Genomic DNA, 22,541 nt, shown 5'->3' with positions numbered 1-22,541 from the left:
CGACCGCCGTTCCGTCGGCCCGGTGGCTCCGGAGGAGACCACAGCACCCCAGCAGCCCAAGCAAGCCCGCCAAACCCCACCACACCGTCATGACGCTCCTCCGTTCCCTCGCTACCGGATATCCGGCTGTGGGTCGCCCAACCGGAGCGTTACCCGGGTGGGTGACAGGCTCAGCCCAGCTGGGGCACGTCGCCCGGGAACGAGATCGGCAACGAGTACAGGCCCCGCGCGGTGCGGCCGCCACCCAGCCAGCCGTGGAAGAAGATGTGGCCGTCCACCACGTCGGCGCCGCCCGGGGCGTCCACTTTGCCGCCGAGCAGGTCGGTGGACAGGAACTGGGCGTCGGCCTTCACGAACGCGCCGGCCGGCGTCGGCGCGGATGCGTAGCACGTGTGGTAACCCGTGCTCTGGAACGTGTCGGCGGAGTAGAACAGCAAGTACCGGGACGGCGTCTTCACCACCGCAGGTGCCTCGACGACCGCCTTCTCGGCCGTGAGGTCCGCCCTGAGCAGCTCGGTGCGCGGACCGGCGAGCGTGCGTCCGTCGGCCTGCAGCTTCTGCACCCAGATCGCCGACGGCGGCCCGGTCGCCACGCCGTCGCTCTTGTAGAGCAGGTAACGGGTTCCGTCCGCGTCGACGAACGTCTGCGGGTCGATGTCGCCGTGGTCTCCGGGCTCGCAGACCAGCGGCCGGGCACCGTCCGGGGTGTACGGCCCGTCCGGTTTCTTCGCCGTCGCCACGCCGAGGCACATCTCGCCGCCGGCCGTCTGCGCGGCCGCGAAGTACAGCACGAACGTGCCGTCCGCCAGCTGCGTGACGTCCGGTGCCCAGAACCCGCCGTCCGGTTTCGCCCACGCGGGTACGGCCGCGAGCGCGTCGCCGGCGACGCGCCAAGGCCCGTCCGGGGCCGCCGCGGTGGCCAAGGGAATCCGCGTCGCTCCCGCGCTCGTCGAGAACGCGTAGTAACCCGTGGCGGTCTTGACGACGTCCGGGTCGGGGAAGTCCTGGTTGATCAGCAACCTCGGCGCGCTGATGGCCGCCGCTTCCGGGCACACCGTGAACGCGGCCACGACGGCGATGACGGGTACGAGCAGGAGACCTTTGAAGCTCATAAGCGATTTTGCTGATACCACAACGTCTCCGGCAACGGCAGGGGGACGCCGTCACCAGGAAGCGTGGATTTGCCCGCGCGCCCGGATCGGGTGGATTCGTGCGCGCCGCGCGGGGGTAGCCACCGACGCATGCACGCAACGAGGGGACGGGGGGCGTACCGCGCCGGGCACCCCGTCGGCGAGGCCGAGGGCGCGGCGGCCCGGCAGGACAAGCCGCTGGGCGCCCCGGGAAAACCGCTCGACCGCCGATCGCCGTTCTTCACCGGGATGATCGCGGCGGCCGGGGTGGTCGTCACGGTCGCGGTCGTCGAACTCGTCCTCGCGGCCTCCGACGTGCTGCTCCTGATCGGCATCGCGTTCTTCCTCGCGGTGGGGCTCGAACCGGTGACCGCCCGCCTCGCGCGCCGCGTGCCCCGGGCGCTCGCCGCCGCCGTGGTCGTCGTGATCGGGCTGGCCGTCCTCGGCGGTACGGTCGCCGCGGCCGCCGTTCCCGTGGCCGATCAGGCGACGCAGCTGCGGAACGGCACGCCGCGCTACCTGGCCCTGCTGCGCGACCACGGCACCCTGCTGGGCCGCGCCGACGAAACCTTCGGTCTCGAAGCCGCCGTGCGGTCCGTCCACCTGGCCGACGTGGCGAAGTCGCTCGCCGGGCTGCTCGGCGACGCCGTGATCATCGTGGTGCTCGCCACCTACTTCGTCGCCGACTTCCCCCGGGTCCGCACGGCGCTCTACCGGCTGGCCCCGCGGTCCCGGCGGCCGCGGGTGATCCTGATCGGCGACGCGGTGTTCCGGAAGGTGGGTGCGTACCTCGTCGGCAACGTCGTGGTGTCGCTGATCGCGGGGGCGGCGACGTTCGCCTGGCTGTCGGCGTTCGGGGTGCCCTACCCGCTCGTGCTCGCCGTCCTGGTCGCCGTGCTCGACCTCGTTCCGGTGGCCGGTTCGGTGGCGGCCGGGGCGGGCACCAGCCTGGTCGCGCTCACCGTGTCGGCGCCGGTCGGGCTCGCGACCCTGGGCTTCTTCGTCGGCTACCGGGTGCTGGAGGACTACGTGCTGCTGCCGAAGATCGTGGGCCGCGCCGTGCGGATTCCCGCGCTGGTCACCGTCGTCGCGGTGCTGCTCGGGTTCGAACTGCTCGGGGTGGTCGGCGCGTTCGTCGCGGTGCCGGTCGCGGCCGCGGTGCTGCTCGTCGTGCGGGAAGTGGCGGTGCACCGGCTCGACCGCACGTGAAACCGCCGCGTGGGGCGCGCCCCACGCGGCGGTACGACCGGGAAGGGGTCAGTTGCCCTGGGCGGTCCCGCCGTCGGCGATCTCACCGGCGGCGCAGTTGTCCGGGTTCTGGCCCTCGGCCTCGTGCGCGCCCGGGGAGAGCACCGGCACGCCGATGCCGTTGAGCGAGTCGTGGATCGGCACCTGGACACCGAGCACGTTGATGTCGTTGTCGCAGACGCCGCCGACGACGTTCAGGTTGTGCACCGCGTCGAGGTTCTGCACGTTGCCGACAAGGCCGAACTGGTCGGTGGAGTCGACCGGGTGGCCCGCGACGCTGACATTGGTCGCGGACGCGGACCCGCCGAACACCGCCATCCCGGCGGCGAGGGCGGTGGCGACGAAGCCGAGCTGCTTGATCACGGGAAAAATACTCCTTCTGGGAACCCGCCGGACGATCCGGCGGGCGATCGGGGAAAGGGAACGGGCCCGGCTTCGGTTCGCCGGGCCCGGAAAAAAGTCGCTCAGGGTGCGGTCACGCCGGTGGGAGCGGCACACGCCTCCAGCGTCATGGCCGGTCCCCCGCGACATCGCCGTCCGGCGTCGCGGCGTGCCCGGGACGCGGAGCCGGAGTACAGCTCGCTCGGTGTTCCGGGCACGCCGGGCGACCGCCGGATCCTCGTGCCTCAGCCGGCTTCCGCATGCACAGCAGGCGGCCTCGGCACGGAAACTCAGTGGCCCTGGCTGGTGCCGCCGTCGCTCACGGCGCCCGCGGCGCAGTTGTAGGGCGATTCGCCGCTGGCCTCGTGCTCGCCCGGCGACAGGACCGGCACGCCGATGCCGTTGAGCGAGTCGTGGATCGGGACCTGGACGCCGAGGACGTTGATGTCGTTGCCGCAGACGCCGAGCACGGCGTTGACGTTGTGCAGCACGTCGGTGTTGTTCAGGTTGACCAGGCCGACCTGGCCGGTGTGGTCGTAGCCGCCGTAGTGGTGACCGTGGTGGTGCCCGTGGTGCTCGTGGCTGTCCGGGGTGTCGGCCGCGGCGATGCCGCCGGCCAGGAACGCGCCGGCAGCCGCGGTGACCGCGACGAACCCGATCTTTTTCAGCATGAATTGCTCCTCGGTGAACGATTTCGGAGGCCGGGGCGGCAGTGAAGGTGTGTTCTCCGTCCCGTGTGAGGGAAACGTACTGATGCCCGTGCGCTGTTTCCACCGCATGCCACCATCGTGTGGGTGCCGCGAGCCCCTGACCACGCCGAGGGTGGTCCGATCGGGTTATTTCGGGTCGATTTCCCGCCGAGGTCTTCCGTCCATCTTCCGCCTGGATCGCCGGCCAGGCAAGGGGGAACCCGGGCACACGAAAGAGCTCTGCGCCGCCGGCGGGATGGCGCAGAGCTCTTCGCGGCGGCTTCCGGCCGGGGCCGGGCTATTGGGGCCAGGCCTCGGCTTCGGCCGTGAGCGCGGTGGTCACGTCGATCTCGCCCGAGCGCACCCGCCATGCGAGCGAGTCCGGCCGCGGCTGCAGAAGGTGCCACCCGGCGACGTCTTCGTCGGTGTAGCAAGGGTTCTCGTCGTCACCGATGCCCAGCGCGGCGAAGTACTGGCGGGCGGGCCAGGTTTCGGGAACCCAGGCGCGGGCCCAGCGCACGACGATCCGGGCGAGATCGTTGCGGCCGTCCGCCGGGTGGATCAGGCGATCACCGGTGGTGCAGATCAGACGTGGCGTGTAGGTCGCGCCGAGCGGCGCGACAACGAGATTTGTGTTCATTCCTCCCCCGGTCCACGGCAGTGGACGGTCTTTCCCGGCTCGGATGCGCAGCTACGCGGAGAAAGGGAAGGACGAACGGTGGCGGACGTGCGCACGCAGCGCCTCCTTGCCCGGCTCCGGTTTGAACCGCGAGCCATCTTACAAAGCCCGGGAACCCGCCGGAAACCGGGGTCCGGCGGCGAAGTCTTCGCCCGTTCCCGTGACAGCGGGCGTGAAGACCGGCGACGGGGGTACGCCCTTGAAGACCGATTGCCCGACCGGAAGGAAGAACCGAGATGAACCGCTCGGCACGGAAACTGTGCTGCGCCGGTGTCGCGGCCGCCGCCATCACGCTGACCGGGGCGGTGCCCGCCTCGGCGGCCCCGGATTTCGCGGCGCCCGCGTGGCACCAGCAGACCGACGACGACGGCACCCACCGCGACAGCACGCAGGACGACAACGACGACAACGGCCTGTGGGGCCTGCTCGGCCTGGTCGGGCTGCTGGGCCTGGCCGGACTGGTGCGGCGCGGCCCCAAGCCCGGCGCGATGGCCGGGTACCCGGCCGCCGGGGCGACACCGCCGCCGGCCAACACGTACCCGCCCGCCGAGCCGCGGCGGAACCCGCCCGGCGCCTGAGCGCCACCGGTACCGGGCGCCCGGTTTCGACCGGGTGCCCGGGTGACCTTGGTGCCCCGCACCGCGGATCCCCTCCTCTTCGCGCAGAACGTCCCGGCGCCGTCGGCGCCGGGACGTTCTGCGTTTTCCTCTCCGAATGGTGCCCTTGGATCAGTTCTCGGCACCGAGGAGGCCGCGGACGCGACCGGGAAACCGGCCCCGCGGCCGTCGTTCAGATTAACCAGGGCACTCGCCGCGCAAGAAGGGTTTGTCCATCGCATCCTCCTTAAGGGTGAATTTCCCCGATTGGCATAAAAGGGAATGGTTACCCGGATTAACCGCCCTGCAAACTTCACGATCGAGTGAAAACTCGACAGCCTTCGAAACGGGTGTCGCTCGCACCTTCCGTGAAGAAAATGGGCTTGATTCATCCATCGATGGTAATAGCCGGACACGGACGAGTGAGAGAATTACAGAACGTAGCTGAAGGGCAAAGCCGCCGAAGAGGTGCTTCACGCGAACTTGATGTTTGTTCCAGTCAACTCGCCGCGCCGTACACCGTGCGAAATCAACCAACTCCACGGGTCGGTGACATCCACTCGCGTTATCGCCGATCGGGGATCACCATGATCGCAGTCGGCATCGCACAATCCGGAGGAGTACGACATGAAAAGTGCATTGACCCGAGCGCTCACGGTGTTCGTCACCGCCGCCGCGGTGACCCTGGCGGGGGTGGGTGTGGCGACCGCGGACGGGCCCGGTGGCAGCGGATCGTCGAGCACCACGAGCGCGGCGGCGGAGGTCCAGGGCCTGCGCGACCAGCTGGCGTCGCGGGCGGACCAGGGAGACGTGCCCGGCACGCAGGCCACCCTCGCCCGGCTGGACCCCCTGCTCAGCGATCTGGCCCAGGGCAAGCGGTACACGATCCAGGCCGCGGCCAAGGACAGCGCGGCCACCGCGCAGCGGGACAACACCGAGGCGCGCAAGGGCGTCGACGAACTCGCCGCCCAGATGCAGGCGCGCCAGTCGCTGCCGCCGGTGTCGGCCCTGCTCAACGCACTGCTCCAGCGGGTGCTGATCAGCCTGTCCGCGCTGGTGAACGACCTTCTCGGCGGGCTGCCCGTCTCGGCCGCGTAGACCGGCCGGACCCCCGGACGGACAAGCCGGCGACGGCCCGGCGCGGTTCCCCTCCCGCGCCGGGCTTTCGTCGTCCGCGGCCGACGGACCCGAGGGGCACAAGGAAGCCCGGTGCGGCGGACCGCACCGGGCTTTTCTCGGCCGGAGGGGCTATTCGTAGACGACGTAGGCGGGAGTGGGGTTCAGCGCCAGGACTTCCGCGGGGCTCATCAGGGCCGCGCCGCGGCGGGTGTCCTCCTCGAAGAACAGCTTGAACCCCGGCCGCACGTGGCCGGGCATGGTCTTCATCAGCGTCTTCCACGTCGCCGTCTTGGCGGCGCCCGAACCGATGCCGTCGACGACCTTGACGACCGAGACCCCGTGGTGCGGCTTCAGAAGCTCTTCCTCGCGCACCACGGAGGCGGCGACCTGGTGGTAGATCATCACCTTGGCGGGCAGGTGGTGCGCGTCGGCCAGGCCCCCGAGGTACCGGGCGACCTCGTCGAGCTCGGCACCGGTCGTGCGGCCGAACTTCTTCCCCGGGATGACGCCCGGTTCCACCGCCCACTCGGGATCGAGCGCGACACCGACGTCGGGCTCGGTCAGCCAGCGCTCGTAGGCCTGCACCTCGGGCAGGAAGTCGGCGCGACCGGGCTGGATGTTCAGCAGCAGAAACCCCTTCAGCGCCCGGGCGGCCTCGAGGTAGTCGCGCACGGTCTCGTCCGCGCAGCGGCTGCGGAACATGCCGTCCTCGCCGGGCGAGCGGTGCACGGTGGTGGCGATCAGCTCGACGACCGGGGTGACCGGCCGGCCCGGCGGGAACGCCTCGATCCGCTGGCGCAGCGCGCGGCCCGCTTCCGTGAGGTCGCCCGTCATGCGGCCGAGCGCCTTCGCACCCGGAGCGCCGCAGAAGCCGACGAGGAGGCTCGTCTCCAGCGGGTTCGGGGGCGGTGGCGGTGGCGGAGCGGCCGCGGCGGCCGCCGCGGCCGCCGGGGCCGGCACGGCCAGCGCCCTGCCCCGCTGCAGCGCACCGCACGCGCTCGTGGCCAAGCCCCCGAGAGCAGCGGTGAGGACCAGGCGTCGATCGAAGGTTCGTTCGGCGGCGACCGCCTTTTTCGGGACCATCGCGGGGAAATACCCGATGGTGATCTTCGCCAAACCGGTTTTCCGACGATCACCGGATCGTGCCAAGGCCGGTTGCGGACCCGGGCTCCCGGCCTGCGGAAACACGCTTTTTCGGGTGGTGGCAGGCCATTCCGGGCTCACCCGACCCGGTGACCCGGCCCGCGCCCGCGGCGGGCCCGTCGCACACTTCCGGCATGCGTTGCCTTTTCCGGTTCGGTGCCGGGTTCACCGCCGTCCTCGCCCTGGCGGCCTGTGGCGGCCCCGCACCGGTCGCCCCGGCGCCGGCGCCGGCGCCACCGCGGCCGGCCCCCGCGGCCGCGCCGACGCGCATCACGGCCGCCGCGGCCCGGCAGGTGGGCGCCGACGAGCTCGGCCGGGTGCCGGTCCTCATGTACCACCGCCTCGTCGCGCAGCCCCGGTCGGTCTACGATCGCACGCCCGCCGACTTCACCGCGGAGCTCGAACGGCTCGCGGCCGAGGACTACGTTCCGGTCACCACCGCCGAACTGGTCACCCGCCGGCTCGACCTGCCGGCCGGCGCGCACCCGGTGGTCCTGACCTTCGACGACGGCGACCCGAGCACGTTCGGCCTGACGCCCCAAGGACAACCGGCGCCGGGCACGGCGATCCGCATCCTGCTGGACGTCGCGGCCGCGCACCCCCGGTTCCGGCCGGTGGCCAGCCTGTACGTCAACGAGCACCCGTTCGGCGGCGACCCCGACGGGCGCGCGCTGCGCTGGCTGGCCGAGCACGGATTCGAGATCGGCAACCACACGCGCCGCCACACGAACCTGCGCACGGCCACCGAAAGCGCGGCGACCGCGGCCATCGCCGAGGAGGACGCCCTGATCCGCCAGGCGGTGCCGGGCTACCGGCCGACGACGCTGGCGCTGCCGTACGGCAGCAGCCCGCGGCGGGACGAACTGGCGCTCCAGGGCCCCGGCTACTCCTACGGCGGCGCGCTGCTGGTGGGGGCCGGGCCCGCGCCGTCCCCGTGCTCGAGCAAGTTCGAGCCAGGAGCGATCCCCCGGATCCGCTCCCAATCGGCGGGCCGCGAGGCGGAGTACGGCTCGGCCCATTGGCTCGACGAGCTGGCCTCACCATCCGGCCACCGCTACACCTCCGACGGCGACCCGGCGACGGTGTCGTACCCGCGGTCCGAGGGCGCTGTGGCGCCGGCGTGTGCGAGCGTGGGCCTTGCCTACTGACCCGCACCCGCTCCCCGTGGCGCGCGTGGACTGGCTACCCCAGCCACGCCGCCGGCCGTTACCCCCGAAGGGAACGCAGACACCGGCCCCGAGGGCGCCGCGCATCCCGGCGCCGGCCCCGGCCGCATCGTCGCCCGCGACGCCCGCGCCGGAGACGGTTCGGACCACTCCGCCTGCGCCCACAGCCACAGTGCACTGGGCTCCGCCCGCACCTACGGCGCCCGCCAACCCTCCGACGCCCGAGCTACCAACACCGGCCACACCGGCCCGCGAGGCGCACCGAGGTCCCGCCACACCCGCGGCACCCACCACCCCGCCGACGCCATCAGCCCCCACGGCGCACTGGGCTCCGCCCGCCCCCGCACCCACGGCACCCACCAACCCACCGACGCCGGCGCCCGAGCCACCAGCACCGGCCGCACCGGCCCGCGAGGCGCACCAGACCCCCGCCACACCCACGGCACCCACCAACCCCCCGGCACCCCCGACCTCGGCCGCAGCACCGACTCCGGCAGCACCGACCCGCGCGCCCGAACCAACACCCGAGCCGCCCGCCCCGCGATCCACCGCAAAGCACCGCGCCCGAAAGCACCGCGCCGTCTCGGTCGCTCCGCCGCTCGCGGTCGGTCCGCCGGCGCCGCGGGTTCCGCGGGTGCCGGCCACCACCCTCGAACCGCTCCCCCGGCCCACGCCGCCGCCGGCTCCCGAGCCCGTTTCCGCCGCGTGGTGGCCTCCCGCCGTGCTCGTGTTCGCCGTTGCGCTGGCCGTTGGCCTTCTGCTCACGCCGCAAGCCGCCGAGCCGCGGCGGGTCTCCGGGGTGGCCGCGGCCCAGCCCACCGTGGAAACGCCGGCTCCGCTGCCCGCTCCCGCCCCCGAATCCGCCGCGCTGCCCGACGGCGGGCCCGTCACCGAGACCGGGGCCGGGACCTGGCACACCATCCCGGGGCCGGGCGGAGACGTCGGTACCGGCGAAAAAGTCCTCACCTACACCGTCGAAGTCGAAGACGGCGTCAACGTTCCCTCGTTCGGCCACGAGGTCGACGCGATCCTCGCCGACCCGCGCGGCTGGATCGGGCTCGGCGCCGTGACCTTCCGGCGGCTCAGCGAGCCGGATGCCGAGCCCTCGGTGCGGATCAGCCTGACCAGCCCCGGCACCGCCCGGCGGCCCGACCTGTGCGGCTTCTCCATCCCCTACGACTCCTCGTGCCGCCTGACGCGCGACCACCGGATCGTCGTCAACCTCGCCCGCTGGCTCCGCGGCGCGCACTCCTACGACGGCGACCTGACCGGCTACCGCGTCTACGCCATCAACCACGAGATGGGCCACGCCCTCGGCCTCGGTCACGTCGGCTGCCCCGCCGCCGGGGCGCCCGCGCCGGTGATGATGCAGCAGACCTTCGGGCTGTCCAACAACTACCTCGCGGACCTCAACCGCGCCGAACCCGGCGCCGCGACGCGGGTCCGTCCCGACGGCGCCGTCTGCCGGCCCAACCCCTGGGTCACCACCTCGCCCTGAGCGCAGTGGTTTGGACCCTCACCCGATCGGGTACCTCCCGCAGGCTTTTTCGTGCGTGAGCCCGGGAGGGGTGCGATGGTGCGGAAACTTCTGGCCGGTGCGGGTGTGGTGCTGCTGCTCGCCGGGTGCGGTGGGGTCGGCGGCGGCGACACCGGCGCCGCGGCCACCCTGACGACCATGGGGTTCGGCCTCGGTGACGAGATCGCCACCACCCGGGCCGACCTCGCGGGCCGGGCGATCGCGCCGGCCACGGTGAAGATCGGCGGCAGCGCCTTCGACGCCCAGCAGTTCCTGGCCGCCGTCGCCTCGCACACGCCACCGGACCTCGTCTACCTCGACCGGCAGCTGCTCGGCACCTACGCCGCCCGCGGCACCCTCGAACCCCTGACCGACTGCATCGCGAAGCAGCACATCGACGTCGGCCAATACCGGCCTGCCGCGCTGAAAGAGGTCACCCTCGACGGCAAGGTCTACGGCCTGCCCGAGTTCTACGACAACCGGATCGTGCTGGTGAACGACGCCGCCGTGGAAGCGGGCGGCCTGAAACCCCAGGACGTCTCCCCCGCCGACCGGGCCAAACTGGCCACCGTCGCGCAAAAGCTGACCACCCGCACGAACGGCGGGCTGGCGCGGATCGGGTTCGACCCGAAGATCCCCGAATTCCTGCCGCTGTGGGCGAAGGCCGAGGGCGTGCAGATGCTCAGCGACGACGGCCGCACCGCGCACCTCGACGACCCGCGGCTGGCCGCCGCCGTCGGGTACGCCAAATCGCTGATCGACGCCCAGGGCGGCTGGAGCGCGGTGAAGGCGTTCCGCGATTCGTTCGACTTCTTCGGCGAGAAGAACCCGTTCAAGCAGGGACAGCTGGCGGCCAGCCTGATGGACGACTGGTACCTCAACGTCCTCGCCAACTACTCGCCGGACGTGCGGGTGTCCGCGGCGCCGTTCACCGACACCGCCGGCACGCCGATCGACTGGGTCACCGGCAGCGCCTGGGTGATTCCCGCCGGGAGCACGCACAAGGAGCAGGCCTGCACCTGGATCAAGACGATGACCGACGCGCCGACGTGGGTGGCGGCCGCCAAGGCACGTGCGGAGAAGCGCAAGGCCGCCGGGAAGGCGTTCACCGGCGTCTACACCGGCAACCGCGTCGCCGACCAGGAGATCTTCGGCAGTCTGGTGCAGCTGAAGGACCGTCCGGCGTTCGACGCGGCCGTGCAGACGGTCCTGCGTGCGCAGGAAAACGCCTTCACCATGCCGGCGTCCCCGGCCGGCTCCGAGTTCAAGACGGCCTGGCAGAACGCCGTCAACCGGGTGCTCTCGGGTGAGCAGCAGCCCGCCGAATCGTTGCGCCAGGCCCAGCAGGAAGCCCAGCGGGCCCTGGACGCCGCGGTGGCGCACCGGTGACCCGGCGCCGTCGCGAAACCCTGGCCGCCTACGCTTTCCTGTCGCCGTGGATGATCGGTTTCGTGATCTTCATGGCGATCCCGATGGTCGCCAGCCTGGTGCTCTCGTTCACCGACTACGACGCGCTGCGGTCGCCGGACGCCGTGGGCTGGGCCAACTACCGACGTCTGCTCGAGGACCCGGCCGTGCGCAAGAGCCTGGTCAACACGCTGGTCTACACCGTGCTGTCGGTCCCGGCCACGATGGCCGTCTCGCTGGCGCTGGCCTCCCTGCTCACGCGGGCGGGGCACCGGTCGGCCGGGTTCTTCCGCACGGTGTTCTACCTGCCCGAGATCACTCCGAAGGTCGCCGTCGGCGTGCTGTTCCTCATCCTGTTCAACGGCCAGGTCGGGCTGGTCAACGCGGTGCTGGGCCTGGTCGGCATCGACGGTCCACAATGGAGCACCGACGGGCCGTGGGTGAAGCCGGGGCTGGTGCTCATGCACCTGTGGTCGGTGGGCAGCACGGTGGTGATCTACCTGGCCGCGCTGCGCGGCGTGCCGCGGGAGCTGTACGAAGCCGCCGAGCTCGACGGCGCGTCGGCGTGGCAGCGGTTCCGGCGGATCACGGTCCCGATGATCAGCGGGGCGCTGTTCTTCACCCTCATCGTCCAGACGATCGCGGGGCTGCAGTCGTTCGACGAGGCCTACACCGCGTTCTACGGCTCCGCGGCGTCGGCGACCTACAGCAACGACGCGGCGCTGTTCTACCTGATCTACCTGTTCCAGCAGGCGTTCGAGTTCCTCCACCTCGGGTACGCGTCGGCGATGGCGTGGCTGCTGTTCGTCGTGATCCTGGCGATCACGCTCGTGCAGGTGCGGCTGAGCCGCCGGTTCGTCTACTACGAAAGCGGTGACCGGTGACCGCGCGGCGCGCGCTCCGGTGGACGGCGCTGGCCGCGGGGACCGTGCTGTTCCTCTACCCGTTCCTCTGGCTGCTGAGCGCGTCGGTGAAGCCGCGCGCGCAGGTCTTCGACAACTTGCTGATCCCCCGGACTTGGGCCTGGGAGAACTACGTCGAGATCTGGCGGGCCGCGCCGGTCGCGGCCTGGTTCCTCAACAGCGTCGTGGTGTCGCTCGCCGCGGCCGTGGCCGTCACGCTGACCAGCTCGCTGGTCGCGTTCGGCTTCGCGTACTTCCGCTTCCCGGGCCGCAACGCGCTCTTCGGCCTGGTACTGGCCACGATGATGCTGCCGGCCGCGGTGACGATGATCCCGGTGTACCTGATCTGGAACAGCGTCGGGCTGGCGCACACGCAGGTGCCGTTGTGGGCGGGGAACCTGTTCGGCAGCGCGTTCTACATCTTCCTGCTGCGCCAGTTCTTCCTCGGCCTGCCGCGCGAGGTGTTCGAAGCCGCACGCGTCGACGGCGCGAACCACTGGACGCTGTTCTGGCGCATCGCGGTGCCGTTGTGCCGCCCGGCGCTGATCGTCAGCTTCGTGTTCGAGCTCAAGGCCAGCTGGTCGGACCTGCTCAAGCCGCTGATCTACCTGCGTGACCCGGCGCTGTACACGCTGCCCCGCGGCCTCAAGGCACTGTCCGACCAGTTCGGCCAGGCGGGTGAGCAGCGCTGGGAGATCGTGCTGGCCGGGAGCGTCATCACGACCGTGCCGCTGCTGATCGTGTTCTTCGTGGCGCAGCGCCACTTCCTCGCCGGGATCACGACGGAGGGTCCCAAGCCCACCCGGTGAGCGCGGTGCGCATCAGCCGGGCCGCGGCGGGCAGGCGGTCGCCCGCGGCCCAGAACAGCGTGATCGTGCGACGGCAGTCGGGGCTGTCGACGGGGATCCAGACGACCGGCACCTGCGCGGCGACGCGGCGGGCCATCGCCGGGTTGAGCCCGATACCGAGCCCCGCGCTGATGAGTTCCTGGATGGCACCGGGTTCGTCGCCTTCGAAGACGATCTTCGGCGTCAGGTCCCGGGCGGCGAAGAGCCGGTCGAGGAGCCGGCGGTGCCAGTGCCCGGGACGGGCGGTGATGAACGGCTCGCCGTCGAGGTCTTCGACGGTGACCGAAGCGCGGTCCGCGAGCCGGTGCCCCAGCGGCGCGGCGACCAGCACCGGCTCGTCGAGCAGCCGGACCCCGGCCAGCCCGTCGGCGGGAATCGGCTGGGACGCCACGCAGAGGTCGATCTCCTGGGCCAGCAGGGCGCGCGCCATCGCGTCGGCGGGCAGCTGGTGCAGTTCGACCTCGACGTCCGGGTGGGCCCGCTTGAACGCGGCGAGCGGCCGGGTGAGGGTGAGGAACGTTTCCGACGCCAGCCGCACGGTGCCGAACCCCTCGCCCGTCGCGTCGGCCACCGCGCGCCGTCCCGCGTCGAGCTCGCCGAGGGCGCGTTCGACGTAGCCGCGGAAGAGCCGCCCGGCGTCGTTGAGCCGGAGCCGGCCGGCCCGGTCGAACAGCGGCGTGCCGAGCTCGGTCTCCAGCCGGGCGATGGTGCGGCTCAGCGAAGGCTGGGCGACACGCAGCTCTTCGGCCGCGCGGCTGAGGTGCTCCAGCCGGGCCACCACGAGGAACTGCCGCAGCGTCCCCAGGTCCACGTCATGCCTCCCCGTCATAACGGCATAGCAATATTGATCTTAGACACAATGCCTGTGTGGTCATAGCTTCGGGGCGTGGAAAGCACAGGGAAAACCCCACCCGCCGGCTGGGTGCTGCGGGTCGTGGCCGGCGCCCACGTCGTGGCCATCGCCGGCCAGCCGGTGTTCGCCGGCGTGTACCTCAGCGGCGACTACGACGGCCTGCGCCTGCACGCGGCCGGCGCCGACGTCGTCACGTCCCTCGCCTACGCGCAGGTGATCGTCGCGGTCGTGGTCTGGGTCCGGCTGCGGCGGGCGTGGCCGTTCCCCGCCACGGCGGCGGTGGCGGCCGCGGAGACCGTCCAGTACTTCGCCGGGCTGGACGGCGCTCTGTGGCTGCACCTCCCGCTGGGCGTGCTGACCATCGCCGGGCTCGTCGTGCTGGTCCTCGCCGTGTGGCGCCGTCCCCTGGGGGCCGTCGATGCGTGAGCAGCCCACCCGGCGCCAGGTGCTGCGCCTCGGCGGGGCGTTCGGCCTGCTGGCCGCCGCCGGGCTGTCCACCGCGGCCGCGCTGTCGCGGCGCCCGGCTCTCACCGGTGCCGAACTCCGCAGCGCCGTGCCGCTGCCGGCCGCGTTCCAGGTGCCGCTGCCGCTGCCGAAGGTGCTGGCGCCGGTCGGCCCTGGCCGCTACGAGATCACCCAGCGCGTCGCGGAAGTGGAGATCCTGCCCGGAATCCGGACACCGATGTGGACCTACGACGGCACGTTCCCGGGGCCGACGATCGAGTCGCGCCGGGGCCGGCCGATCACCGTGACGCACCGCAACGAGCTGCCCGTGCCGACCGTCGTGCACCTGCACGGCGGACGGACCCCGGCGGACTCCGACGGCTACCCGACCGACCTGGTGCTGCCCGCGGACTGGGTGGCGGGCCACCACGCCATGCCCGACCCGCGTGCCGTGCGGACTCGCCTGACCCGCGGCTACACGTTCCCGCTCGACCAGCGACCGGCGTTGCTCTGGTACCACGACCACCGGATGGATTTCACGGCTCCGGCGATCTGGCGCGGCCTCGCCGGGCTGCACGTCGTGCGCGACGACGCCGAAGAAGCGCTCGGCCTGCCGTCGGGACCGCGGGAACTGCCGCTCATGCTCGCCGACCGCGCGTTCGCCGCGGACGGCACGCTCGACTACCCGTCGCTGGACGCCACGCTGCGGGAGCGGCCGGGCGTGCGAAACAGCTTCCTGGGCGGGGTGCTCGGCGACGTGATCCTGGTCAACGGCGCGCCGTGGCCGGTGCACGAGGTCGACGCGGCCCGGTACCGGCTTCGGCTGCTCAACGCCTCGAACGCCCGGCACTACGAACTCGAGGCGGTCGCCGAGGACGGGCGGCGGCTGCCGCTCGTCCAGGTCGGCGCCGACCAGGGCCTGCTCGCGGCTCCGGTCACCCACCTGTCCCTGCCGGTCGGGCCGGCCGAACGCTACGACGTCGTCGTCGGCTTCGCGGGCGTCCCGGTCGGCAGCCTGGTCCGGCTCGTCAACCGGCTGGGCACCGGGCGGACCGCCGAGGTGATGGCCTTCCGGGTCGCGCGCCGCGCCCGCGACGACAGCCGCGTTCCCCCGGTGCTGTCGAGGGATCTTCCGTCGTGGGACCGCGCCGTCCGGGTGCGCGACTTCTCCTTCCGCGCCGGGCGGATGACCGGGGGGCACGGCTGGCTGATCGACGGGCGGCCGTTCGACCCGGCCCGGGCGGACGTCACCGTGGCCCTCGGCGACGTCGAGGTGTGGCGGCTGGTCGCGGACGTCCACCACCCCGTTCACCTGCACCTGGCGGGTTTCCGCGTGCTCTCGCGCGGCGGACGGGCACCGCTGCCGCACGACGGCGGGCTGAAGGACACCGTCTCGTTGCGGCCGGGCGAAGCGGTGGAGATCATCACCCGGTTCGACGGTCACCGCGGCCGCTACCTCTTCCACTGCCACAACGCCGAACACGAGGACCTGGGCATGATGGCGAACCTCGAAATCATCTGACACGGGCTGTCGCGCACGGCGGCTTCACCTGGCACGCCAAAAGGGGCGCAGATCCGAAACTTTCGAAATTCGCGCGCCCGCGAAAGTTTCGGTATCCACCCCCTTCTTGACGACGGTTTCAAAACAGGCCTACCGTTTCTCCATTCCGTTTCCCCGGAAGGGAGAACCCGGTGCGCGGTTCCCGGCTCCGTCCTGCCCTCGTCCTGCTGGCGGCCACCGCCATCGGCCTCGGCGGCCTCGTCACCTTGGCTCCCGCAGCGGCCGCGGCGGTCGAAGACGACGGCGCCGACTGCGCGGTGTCGCTGCCCGGCTCATTCCCCTCGTCCGCGAAACTTCCCGACCCCTTCAAGAAGATCGACGGCTCGCGGATCACCTCGAAGTCCGACTGGCGGTGCCGCCGCGAAGAGATCAAGAAATTGGCGGAGCGGACGATCTACGGCCAGAAACCCGCCAAGCCGGCCAGTGTCACCGGCACCGTCTCGAACACGAGCATCACCGTGAACGTCAGCGAAAACGGCCGCAGCGCGAGTTTCTCCGCGGGCGTGCAACTGCCCAGCGGAACCGGGCCGTTCCCGGCCGTCTTCGTGGTCGGCGGATTCGGCGCGGACACCGACACCATCAAGTCCTCCGGTGCCGCCGTCATCAGTTACGACCCGTTGGCCGTCGGCAAGGAGGGGACCCCGCGGAACAACAAACAAGGAGCGTTCTACAGCATTTACGGCTCCGCCAGCAGCACCGGGTTGCTGGCGGCTTGGGCGTGGGGCGTGAGCCGGATCATCGACGTGCTCGAGCAGTCCGGCGGGCAGGTCATCAAGGCGGACGCGCTGGGCGTCACGGGGTGTTCGCGGTACGGCAAGGGCGCGTTCGCGATCGGCGTGCTCGACCAGCGCATCGCGCTGACCATGCCGATCGAGTCGGGCACCGCCGGTGTCCCGATCCTGCGCGGGATCCCCGGTGAAAGCGGGTCGCAGGGGCTGGGCAACGCCTACGGGGAGCAGCCGTGGTTCGGGGACGCGTTCAGCGCGTACACCGGCAATCCGGCCGCGCTGCCGGTGGACACGCACGAACTGGTGGCCATGGTCGCGCCGCGCGGGTTGTTCGTCATGGAGAACCCGCACATCGACTGGCTGGGTGCCCGGTCCGGCAGCGTCGCGGCGCTGGCCGGCGCCGAGGTCTACCGAGCGCTCGGCGCGGGCGGCAACATCAGCTACTGGTCCGACGTCCAGGACGGCACCCACTGCGCGTCCCGGCCCGAATGGCGGACGCCGCTGCAGCAGAACATCCAGAAGTTCCTGCTGAAGACCGGCAACGCGGCCGGGACGTTCCGGATTTCGGCGAAGAAGCCCGGCAACCTCGCCGAGTGGCGGGACTGGTCGACGCCGGTCCTCGCCGACGGCCCGGGCACGACCACGCCCACGACCCCCACCACCCCGACGACCCCGACAACTCCTACGACTCCGACGACTCCGGCGGGCGACGGCTGCACGGCGGCGGTGTCGGTGAACCAGTGGACGGGTGGATTCGTCACGACGATCCGCGTCACGGCCGGCGCGGCCCCGGTCACCGGCTGGACGGTGGCCGCGAAGCTGCCCGCCGGCGCCGCGATCACGTCCGCGTGGAACGCCGGGCGCAGCGGCGACACGGGCGCGGTCCGCTTCACGAACACCGGGTTCAACGGGGCGCTCACCCCCGGCCAGTCGACGGAGTTCGGCTACCAGGGCACCGGAACCGGCACCGGGACGACCGCGACCTGCGCGACCGGCTAGGACGGCCGGCCCGCGTGTCGGCCGCCCGGCCCGCGGCTGTGCTGGCAGGATCGCGGCATGGAACGCGTGCTCGGAATCGGCGGGTACTTCATCCGCGCTGCGGACCCGGCGGCCCTCGGTGCCTGGTACCGCGACTGCCTCGGCCTGGACACCGACGAGAACGGCGTCTGGCACCAGCAGACGGGGCCGACCGTCTTCGCGCCGTTCGAGGCCGACACCGGCTACTTCGGTTCCCCGACCCAGCAGACGATGCTCAACTTCCGGGTCCGCGACCTCGACGCCATGCTCGCCCAGCTCCGTGACCGCGGCGCCGACGTGGCCGGGGAAGTCCAGGACATGGCCGGAGTCGGCCGCTTCGGCCGGGTCACCGACCCCGAGGGCAACCGCATCGAACTCTGGCAGCCCGCCTAGCGGCCCGTGCTCAAGTCCGGCCCCGGCGGGTCACAGGACGAATCCCGTGGGGAACGGGTCGGTGGGGTCGAGCAGGTAGGTCGCGGTGCCCGTGATCCAGGCCCGGCCGGAGAACTCCGGAACGACCGCCGGCACGCCGGCGACCGTGGTCTCGGCGATCAGCTCGCCCGTGAACGTCGTGCCGATGAACGAGGTGTTCTCGAACGGCGTGTGCAGCGGCAGTTCGCCGCGGGCGTGCAGCTGGGCCATCCGGGCGGACGTGCCGGTGCCGCACGGCGAGCGGTCGAACCAGCCCGGGTGGATCGCCATCGCGTTCCGCGACGCCCGCGCGTCCGAGCCGGGGGCGAGGAACTGGACGTGCTTGCACCCGCCGATCAGCGGGTCGGCCGGGTGCTTCGGCGGCCGTTGCTCGTTGATCGCGCCCATGATCGCCAGCCCGGCCGCGAGGATCCGGTCCTTCTCCGCCCGGTCGAACGGAATGTCCACTTGGGACAGCTCGAGGATGGCGTAGAAGTTGCCGCCGTAGGCGAGGTCGTAGGAGACTTCGCCGAAGCCGGGCACCTCCACCACGGCGTCGCGCTCGGCGAGGAACGACGCGACGTTGCGCAGTTTGACCCGTTCGGCACGCCCGTCGCGGACGGAAACCTCGGCGTGCACCAGCCCGGCCGGGGTGTCCAGGCGCACCACCGTCTCCGGCTCGGTCACCTCGACCATGCCGGTCTCCACCAGCACCGTGGCCACGCCGATCGTGCCGTGGCCGCACATCGGCAGGCAGCCGGACACCTCGATGTACACCACGCCCCAGTCGGCGTCCTCCCGGCACGGCGGCTGCAGGATCGCACCGCTCATCGCGGAGTGGCCGCGCGGCTCGTTCACCAGGAACTGCCGGAGGCCGTCCAGGTGCGCCATGAAGTAGCGGCGGCGCTCGGCCATCGTGGCGCCGGGGATCGGGGCGACGCCGCCGGTCACCACCCGGGTCGGCATGCCCTCGGTGTGCGAGTCGACCGCCGTGATCGCGCGGGAAGACCGCACCTACGCCACCCCCAACGCGGCGAGCGCGCGGCCCATGTCGGCGCGGACCTGCTCGCGGTGGGCGTCCGACAGCGGACCCCGCGGCGGGCGGCACGGCCCGCCGCGGCGGCCCACCATGTCCATCCCGAGCTTGATGGCCTGGACGAATTCGGTGCGCGAGTCCCAGCGGAACGCGGCCACCAGCGGTTCGTACAGCGCCTTGGCTTCGTCGAGCTTGCCCGCCGTGGCGAGCTCGAACAGGCGCGCCGACTCGGCCGGGAACACGTTGGGGAACCCGGCGAACCAGCCGGTGGCCCCCATCAGCAGGCTCTCCAGGACGACGTCGTCGGCGCCGCCGATCACGGCGAGGCCCGGCGCCCGCTCGCGGATCTCCAGCACGCGGCGGACGTCGCCGGAGAACTCCTTGACGGCCACGACGTTGTCGATCTGCGCGATCTCGGCCAGCAGATCCGGCGTGAGGTCGACCTTGGTGTCGAAGGGGTTGTTGTAGACCATCACCGGCAGCCCGACCGACGCCACGGCCTCGAAGTGGGCGAGCACCTCGCCGCGGTTGGCGCGGTAGAGCGTCGGCGGCAGGCACAGCACGCCGTGCGCGCCGTCCTCGGCCGCCGCCTCGGCCCAGTACCGCGCCTGGTGCGCGCCGGGACCGTGCACACCGACCACGACGATCCCGTCCGTCCCGACGGCCTCGATCGCGGTGCGGGCGACGCGGCGGCGTTCGTCGTCGGTGAGCGAGGAGTACTCGCCGAGGGAGCCGTTCGGGCCGACCCCGCGGCAGCCGTGGCCGACGAGCCACCGGCAGTGTTCGGCGTAGGCGTCGTAGTCGACGGCCAGGCCGGCCGGCGCGGTGTCGTCGGCCCGGTAGGGCAGCGCGGCGGCGACGACCACGCCCCCGAGGTCGCGGGTGCTCATGCGGTCTCCTTCGGATCGGCGAGCTCGCCCAGGCGGATCGGCTGGGCGATCGGACGGTGGTGCCGCTCGGTGCCCCCGCAGAGTTCGGCGACGGCGGGGCCGCACATCCGGCCCTGGCACGGGCCGAGCCCGGCGCGGGTGCCGAGCTTGAGCGCGTGCGGACCCGGCGCGGCGGGGAGGGCAACAGCGCTTTTCAGGTCGCCGTAGGTGGTTTCCTCGCAACGGCAGACGATGGTGTCGTCGTGCAGCCAGCCGGGCCACGCGGCCCCGATCGGGTGAGCGGCGGCCAGCCGGCGGGCGAAGACGCGGGCGTGGTCACGCTTCTTGACCAGCGCGCGGCTCGGTGTCCTCCCGGCGGCGGCCCATCCGGCGACCGCGCCTTCCGCCGCGGCGGCGACCGCGCCGCCGATGCCGGTGATCTCCCCCGCGGCGAACACACCGGCGGCGCTGGTGCGCTGGTCGGCGCCGACCCGGACGAACCCGCCGCCGAGGAGGCAGCCGGCCGCGACGGCCAGTTCGGGTTGCGGCACGAAGCCGTGCCCGACGCAGAGGGCGTCGACCTCGTAGGTGCGTTCGGTGCCCGGGACGACCGACCAGTCCGCGCGGACGCGGGCGGTGACGGCTTCGCGGACCCGGTCGTCCCCGCGGGCTGCGACGACCGCGCGGCCGAAGAGATACGGGACGCGCTGCCGGGCGAGCGCGCCGGCGTAACGAGCCAGTTCGGTCATCTTGCCGACGTGCGCGGCCGCGCGCCACGACCATCCGTTCAGGACCGTGCGCGCCGGGTTCGCCTCCAGGACGGCGGCCACTTCCGCGCCGACGTCCAGGAGCGACGCGGCGACCGGCAGCAGGAACGGCCCGGCCCCGGCGACGAGCACCCGCCGCCCGGCGGCGACCCGCTCCCCCTTGGCCAGTGCCTGCGCGGCGCCCGCGGTGAAGACGCCGGGCAGCTGCCAGCCGGGGAAGGGCAGGACGCGGTCGTGCGCGCCGGTGGCCAGGACCAGCGCGTCGGGTTCGAGGGTGTGGCGTGCCCTGTTCGTGCCGTCCGCCGGGCCGCGCAGGACGTGCACCCGCCGGTCTTCCAGCGCCCAGACGGTGCTTCCGGGCCACCACGTGCACCGGCTCAGGATCGGCGCGAAGCGGTGCGGTGCGTCCGGCAGCGCCCGGTGGTACTGCCCGCCCGGCGCGTCCGACTGGTCCAGGACGGTGACGTCGGCGCCGGCGTCGAGCGCGTGCCCGGCGGCCGCGAGCCCGGCGGGCCCGGCCCCGACGATGACGACGTGCGTCATGCGCCCTCCTCCCGCGACTGCGTCCGGATCTCGTCCCCGTCGGCCGCGCGACGGCGGCAGGCGCGAACGTCGGCGACGCCGTTGACGGTGAGCAGGCAGTCGAAGCAGGCGCCGATCCCGCAGAAGACGCCCCGCGGCGCCCCGGACCGCGTGGTGCGCCAAGACCTCCGCCCGGCGGCGAGCAGGATCCCGGCGACGGTCTGCCCGGCGACACCGGCCACGGTCTCGCCGTCGACGGTGATCGCGATGGGGTGGTCCTCGCGGCGCGGCGCTTCCCGGCCGGCGGGCCGCAGCCACCCGCTCACACCGCCACCTCCACCAGCACCGCCGGACGGTCCACAGTGAACTCCTCCACCGGCATCGACGGCTCCGCCCCGGTCAGCAGTTCGCGCAGCAGCAGGGCCGTGCCCACACTCTGGCCGATCCCCGCGCCCTCGTGCCCGGTGGCGTGCCACAGGTTGCCGAGTCTCGGGTCCTCGCCCAGCACCGGCAGGTGGTCGGCCACATACGGGCGGAAGCCGCCGTAGGCGCGCATCACCGCCGCGTCGGCCAGGGCCGGGAACAGCCGGAGCGCCTTGGCCGCGATGGCGCCCAGCACGTCCGGCCGGATCGTGTCGTCGAAGCCCACGCGGCGGCGGGACGAGCCGATCAGCACCGTGCCGCCCCCCGTCGACTCCACCACCGCCGACGTCTGCAGCTCGCCGCTGCCCGTGCCGACCGCGCCGACGTAGTCCGCGTCGTAGACCTTGTGCCGCACCACGCCCGGCATCGGCGTGGTCACCAGGACCTCGCCGCGCCGGGGCCGGACCGCGATCGGCGCGCCCAGCCGGGCCGACACGAGTCCCGACCACGGTCCCGCCGCGTTCACCACGACGTCCGCCTCGATCACTTCGCCGGCTGCGCGGACCCCGGTGATCCGGCCGCCGCGGACCACCGCGCCCGTCACCTCGGTGTCGGTTCGGAGCCGTGCGCCGTGGGCGAGCGCCGACCCCAGCAGGGCCAGCGCCGCGCCGGCCGGCTGCACCTGGGCGTCGTCGGCGTAGCGGACGGCGGCGGTCACCTCCCGGGTCAGCGCGGGTTCGGCCGCCGCGACGTCCACCGCGGAGAGCGGCTCGGTGCGGACCCCGGCCACCGCCTGCGCCGCGGCGAACGCGAGGAGCGCGCCGGCGCCGGCTTCCGTGGTGGCGACGACGATGCCGCCCTTCGGGTCGAACTCCGTCGCGACCGCCGCCCGCGGGTCGCCGACGGCGATCTCGGCCACCAGCCGCGGCCACAACCGGGCCGACAGCTGCGCGAGCGCGAGTTCGGCGCCCGGTCCCTTGTCGGACACCAGAAGATTGCCTTCGCCGTGCGAAGTGGTGCCGCCCGCGGGCCGGCCGCGGTCGAGCACCAGGACGTCGAAGCCGGCCAGAGCGAGTTCCCTGGCGCACGCCACGCCGACGATGCCGGCGCCGATCACCACCACGCGCGTTCGGTTCATCGATCCTC

General features: G+C 72.6%; 23 protein-coding genes. 12 read left to right on the top strand and 11 right to left on the bottom strand.

The features are described 5' to 3' along the window. Positions 1 to 170 precede the first annotated feature (170 nt). The gene (locus AB0M80_RS19930; RefSeq protein WP_364566604.1) at positions 171 to 1,112 is read right to left on the bottom strand and encodes a glycoside hydrolase family 43 protein; all 942 of its coding nucleotides are present in this window, start codon (positions 1,110 to 1,112) and stop codon (positions 171 to 173) included. A 129-nt stretch (positions 1,113 to 1,241) separates the two neighbouring features. Here AB0M80_RS19930 and AB0M80_RS19925 point away from each other — a divergent pair, with 129 nt between their 5' ends. Next, positions 1,242 to 2,339, top strand: a complete 1,098-nt coding sequence (locus AB0M80_RS19925; RefSeq protein WP_364566601.1) for an AI-2E family transporter — start codon at positions 1,242 to 1,244, stop codon at positions 2,337 to 2,339. Positions 2,340 to 2,387: 48 nt separating this feature from the next. Here the strand turns inward: AB0M80_RS19925 and AB0M80_RS19920 are convergent, their stop codons facing one another. The 3 genes from AB0M80_RS19920 to AB0M80_RS19910 form a co-directional block, all read right to left on the bottom strand. Beyond that, positions 2,388 to 2,741: a hypothetical protein gene (locus tag AB0M80_RS19920; protein WP_364566599.1), complete on the bottom strand. Its 354-nt coding sequence runs from the start codon at positions 2,739 to 2,741 to the stop codon at positions 2,388 to 2,390. 308 nt (positions 2,742 to 3,049) lie between these two features. Continuing rightward, positions 3,050 to 3,430 carry a hypothetical protein gene (locus tag AB0M80_RS19915; RefSeq protein ID WP_364566597.1) on the bottom strand — a complete coding sequence of 127 codons (381 nt, stop codon included), beginning with the start codon at positions 3,428 to 3,430 and terminating at the stop codon, positions 3,050 to 3,052. 316 nt (positions 3,431 to 3,746) lie between these two features. Continuing rightward, complete coding sequence (locus tag AB0M80_RS19910; RefSeq protein WP_364566594.1) at positions 3,747 to 4,088, bottom strand: hypothetical protein; 342 nt, start codon at positions 4,086 to 4,088, stop codon at positions 3,747 to 3,749. 275 nt (positions 4,089 to 4,363) lie between these two features. On the opposite strand from AB0M80_RS19910, the gene AB0M80_RS19905 reads away from it, so the two are divergent. Then, on the top strand, positions 4,364 to 4,705 hold the full coding sequence (locus AB0M80_RS19905) for a WGxxGxxG family protein (RefSeq protein ID WP_364566591.1): 342 nt from the start codon (positions 4,364 to 4,366) through the stop codon (positions 4,703 to 4,705). Positions 4,706 to 5,350: 645 nt separating this feature from the next. Next, a complete protein-coding gene (locus AB0M80_RS19900) occupies positions 5,351 to 5,821 on the top strand; it encodes a hypothetical protein (protein ID WP_364566589.1) in 471 nt (156 codons plus the stop codon). 150 nt (positions 5,822 to 5,971) lie between these two features. On the opposite strand, the gene AB0M80_RS19895 is transcribed toward AB0M80_RS19900, so the two are convergent. Continuing rightward, positions 5,972 to 6,925: a hypothetical protein gene (locus tag AB0M80_RS19895; RefSeq protein ID WP_364566586.1), complete on the bottom strand. Its 954-nt coding sequence runs from the start codon at positions 6,923 to 6,925 to the stop codon at positions 5,972 to 5,974. Between the two features lie 194 nt (positions 6,926 to 7,119). Here AB0M80_RS19895 and AB0M80_RS19890 point away from each other — a divergent pair, with 194 nt between their 5' ends. The 5 genes from AB0M80_RS19890 to AB0M80_RS19870 all read left to right on the top strand — a co-directional run bounded on the left by AB0M80_RS19890 (position 7,120) and on the right by AB0M80_RS19870 (position 12,785). After that, the gene (locus AB0M80_RS19890; RefSeq protein ID WP_364566583.1) at positions 7,120 to 8,133 is read left to right on the top strand and encodes a polysaccharide deacetylase family protein; all 1,014 of its coding nucleotides are present in this window, start codon (positions 7,120 to 7,122) and stop codon (positions 8,131 to 8,133) included. A gap of 652 nt (positions 8,134 to 8,785) precedes the next feature. Further along, positions 8,786 to 9,649, top strand: a complete 864-nt coding sequence (locus tag AB0M80_RS19885; protein WP_364566580.1) for a DUF3152 domain-containing protein — start codon at positions 8,786 to 8,788, stop codon at positions 9,647 to 9,649. 75 nt (positions 9,650 to 9,724) lie between these two features. Next, positions 9,725 to 11,056 (top strand): extracellular solute-binding protein, encoded by a 1,332-nt coding sequence (locus AB0M80_RS19880; protein WP_364566577.1) that lies wholly within the window; start codon positions 9,725 to 9,727, stop codon positions 11,054 to 11,056. Then, entirely contained in the window at positions 11,053 to 11,958 is a 906-nt protein-coding gene (locus tag AB0M80_RS19875; RefSeq protein WP_364566574.1) for a sugar ABC transporter permease, read from the top strand. Before AB0M80_RS19880 ends, AB0M80_RS19875 begins: the two co-directional genes overlap by 4 nt. Next, positions 11,955 to 12,785, top strand: coding sequence for a carbohydrate ABC transporter permease (locus AB0M80_RS19870; RefSeq protein ID WP_364566571.1), 831 nt, complete (start codon positions 11,955 to 11,957; stop codon positions 12,783 to 12,785). The genes AB0M80_RS19875 and AB0M80_RS19870 overlap by 4 nt, the downstream gene beginning before the upstream one ends. Here AB0M80_RS19870 and AB0M80_RS19865 read toward each other — a convergent pair. Next, a complete protein-coding gene (locus AB0M80_RS19865) occupies positions 12,754 to 13,635 on the bottom strand; it encodes a LysR family transcriptional regulator (RefSeq protein WP_364566569.1) in 882 nt (293 codons plus the stop codon). The genes AB0M80_RS19870 and AB0M80_RS19865 overlap by 32 nt on opposite strands. A gap of 75 nt (positions 13,636 to 13,710) precedes the next feature. Here AB0M80_RS19865 and AB0M80_RS19860 point away from each other — a divergent pair, with 75 nt between their 5' ends. From AB0M80_RS19860 to AB0M80_RS19845, 4 genes are all read left to right on the top strand, one after another. Beyond that, the gene (locus AB0M80_RS19860) at positions 13,711 to 14,103 is read left to right on the top strand and encodes a hypothetical protein (protein WP_364566566.1); all 393 of its coding nucleotides are present in this window, start codon (positions 13,711 to 13,713) and stop codon (positions 14,101 to 14,103) included. Further along, positions 14,096 to 15,643 (top strand): multicopper oxidase domain-containing protein, encoded by a 1,548-nt coding sequence (locus AB0M80_RS19855; protein ID WP_364566563.1) that lies wholly within the window; start codon positions 14,096 to 14,098, stop codon positions 15,641 to 15,643. The genes AB0M80_RS19860 and AB0M80_RS19855 overlap by 8 nt, the downstream gene beginning before the upstream one ends. Positions 15,644 to 15,813: 170 nt before the next feature. Continuing rightward, entirely contained in the window at positions 15,814 to 17,409 is a 1,596-nt protein-coding gene (locus tag AB0M80_RS19850) for a cellulose binding domain-containing protein (protein WP_364566560.1), read from the top strand. A 57-nt stretch (positions 17,410 to 17,466) separates the two neighbouring features. Then, a complete protein-coding gene (locus tag AB0M80_RS19845) occupies positions 17,467 to 17,820 on the top strand; it encodes a VOC family protein (RefSeq protein ID WP_364566558.1) in 354 nt (117 codons plus the stop codon). A gap of 30 nt (positions 17,821 to 17,850) precedes the next feature. Here the strand turns inward: AB0M80_RS19845 and AB0M80_RS19840 are convergent, their stop codons facing one another. From AB0M80_RS19840 to AB0M80_RS19820, 5 genes are read right to left on the bottom strand one after another with little or no spacing between them, the layout of a single operon-like run. Next, complete coding sequence (locus tag AB0M80_RS19840; protein ID WP_364566555.1) at positions 17,851 to 18,852, bottom strand: proline racemase family protein; 1,002 nt, start codon at positions 18,850 to 18,852, stop codon at positions 17,851 to 17,853. Further along, positions 18,853 to 19,764 (bottom strand): dihydrodipicolinate synthase family protein, encoded by a 912-nt coding sequence (locus AB0M80_RS19835; RefSeq protein WP_364566552.1) that lies wholly within the window; start codon positions 19,762 to 19,764, stop codon positions 18,853 to 18,855. Then, positions 19,761 to 21,053, bottom strand: a complete 1,293-nt coding sequence (locus AB0M80_RS19830) for an FAD/NAD(P)-binding oxidoreductase (RefSeq protein WP_364566549.1) — start codon at positions 21,051 to 21,053, stop codon at positions 19,761 to 19,763. Before AB0M80_RS19830 ends, AB0M80_RS19835 begins: the two co-directional genes overlap by 4 nt. Beyond that, entirely contained in the window at positions 21,050 to 21,358 is a 309-nt protein-coding gene (locus tag AB0M80_RS19825) for a (2Fe-2S)-binding protein (protein ID WP_364566546.1), read from the bottom strand. The genes AB0M80_RS19830 and AB0M80_RS19825 overlap by 4 nt, the downstream gene beginning before the upstream one ends. Next, the gene (locus tag AB0M80_RS19820) at positions 21,355 to 22,533 is read right to left on the bottom strand and encodes an FAD-dependent oxidoreductase (RefSeq protein ID WP_364566543.1); all 1,179 of its coding nucleotides are present in this window, start codon (positions 22,531 to 22,533) and stop codon (positions 21,355 to 21,357) included. The genes AB0M80_RS19825 and AB0M80_RS19820 overlap by 4 nt, the downstream gene beginning before the upstream one ends. Positions 22,534 to 22,541: the final 8 nt, after the last annotated feature.

Source organism: Amycolatopsis sp. NPDC051045 (assembly GCF_040682955.1).
Lineage (GTDB): Bacteria > Actinomycetota > Actinomycetes > Mycobacteriales > Pseudonocardiaceae > Amycolatopsis.
Note: the sequence above shows the minus strand (reverse complement) of the source record. Positions and strands in the feature narration are given on the sequence as shown.

Coding starts and splice junctions, on each gene's coding strand:
- AB0M80_RS19930 (WP_364566604.1), bottom strand. CDS start 1,112: ATGAGCTTCAAAGGTCTCCTGCTCGTACCCGTCATCGCCGTCGTGGCC.
- AB0M80_RS19925 (WP_364566601.1), top strand. CDS start 1,242: ATGCACGCAACGAGGGGACGGGGGGCGTACCGCGCCGGGCACCCCGTC.
- AB0M80_RS19915 (WP_364566597.1), bottom strand. CDS start 3,430: ATGCTGAAAAAGATCGGGTTCGTCGCGGTCACCGCGGCTGCCGGCGCG.
- AB0M80_RS19910 (WP_364566594.1), bottom strand. CDS start 4,088: ATGAACACAAATCTCGTTGTCGCGCCGCTCGGCGCGACCTACACGCCA.
- AB0M80_RS19905 (WP_364566591.1), top strand. CDS start 4,364: ATGAACCGCTCGGCACGGAAACTGTGCTGCGCCGGTGTCGCGGCCGCC.
- AB0M80_RS19900 (WP_364566589.1), top strand. CDS start 5,351: ATGAAAAGTGCATTGACCCGAGCGCTCACGGTGTTCGTCACCGCCGCC.
- AB0M80_RS19895 (WP_364566586.1), bottom strand. CDS start 6,925: ATGGTCCCGAAAAAGGCGGTCGCCGCCGAACGAACCTTCGATCGACGC.
- AB0M80_RS19890 (WP_364566583.1), top strand. CDS start 7,120: ATGCGTTGCCTTTTCCGGTTCGGTGCCGGGTTCACCGCCGTCCTCGCC.
- AB0M80_RS19880 (WP_364566577.1), top strand. CDS start 9,725: ATGGTGCGGAAACTTCTGGCCGGTGCGGGTGTGGTGCTGCTGCTCGCC.
- AB0M80_RS19855 (WP_364566563.1), top strand. CDS start 14,096: ATGCGTGAGCAGCCCACCCGGCGCCAGGTGCTGCGCCTCGGCGGGGCG.
- AB0M80_RS19845 (WP_364566558.1), top strand. CDS start 17,467: ATGGAACGCGTGCTCGGAATCGGCGGGTACTTCATCCGCGCTGCGGAC.
- AB0M80_RS19835 (WP_364566552.1), bottom strand. CDS start 19,764: ATGAGCACCCGCGACCTCGGGGGCGTGGTCGTCGCCGCCGCGCTGCCC.
- AB0M80_RS19830 (WP_364566549.1), bottom strand. CDS start 21,053: ATGACGCACGTCGTCATCGTCGGGGCCGGGCCCGCCGGGCTCGCGGCC.
- AB0M80_RS19820 (WP_364566543.1), bottom strand. CDS start 22,533: ATGAACCGAACGCGCGTGGTGGTGATCGGCGCCGGCATCGTCGGCGTG.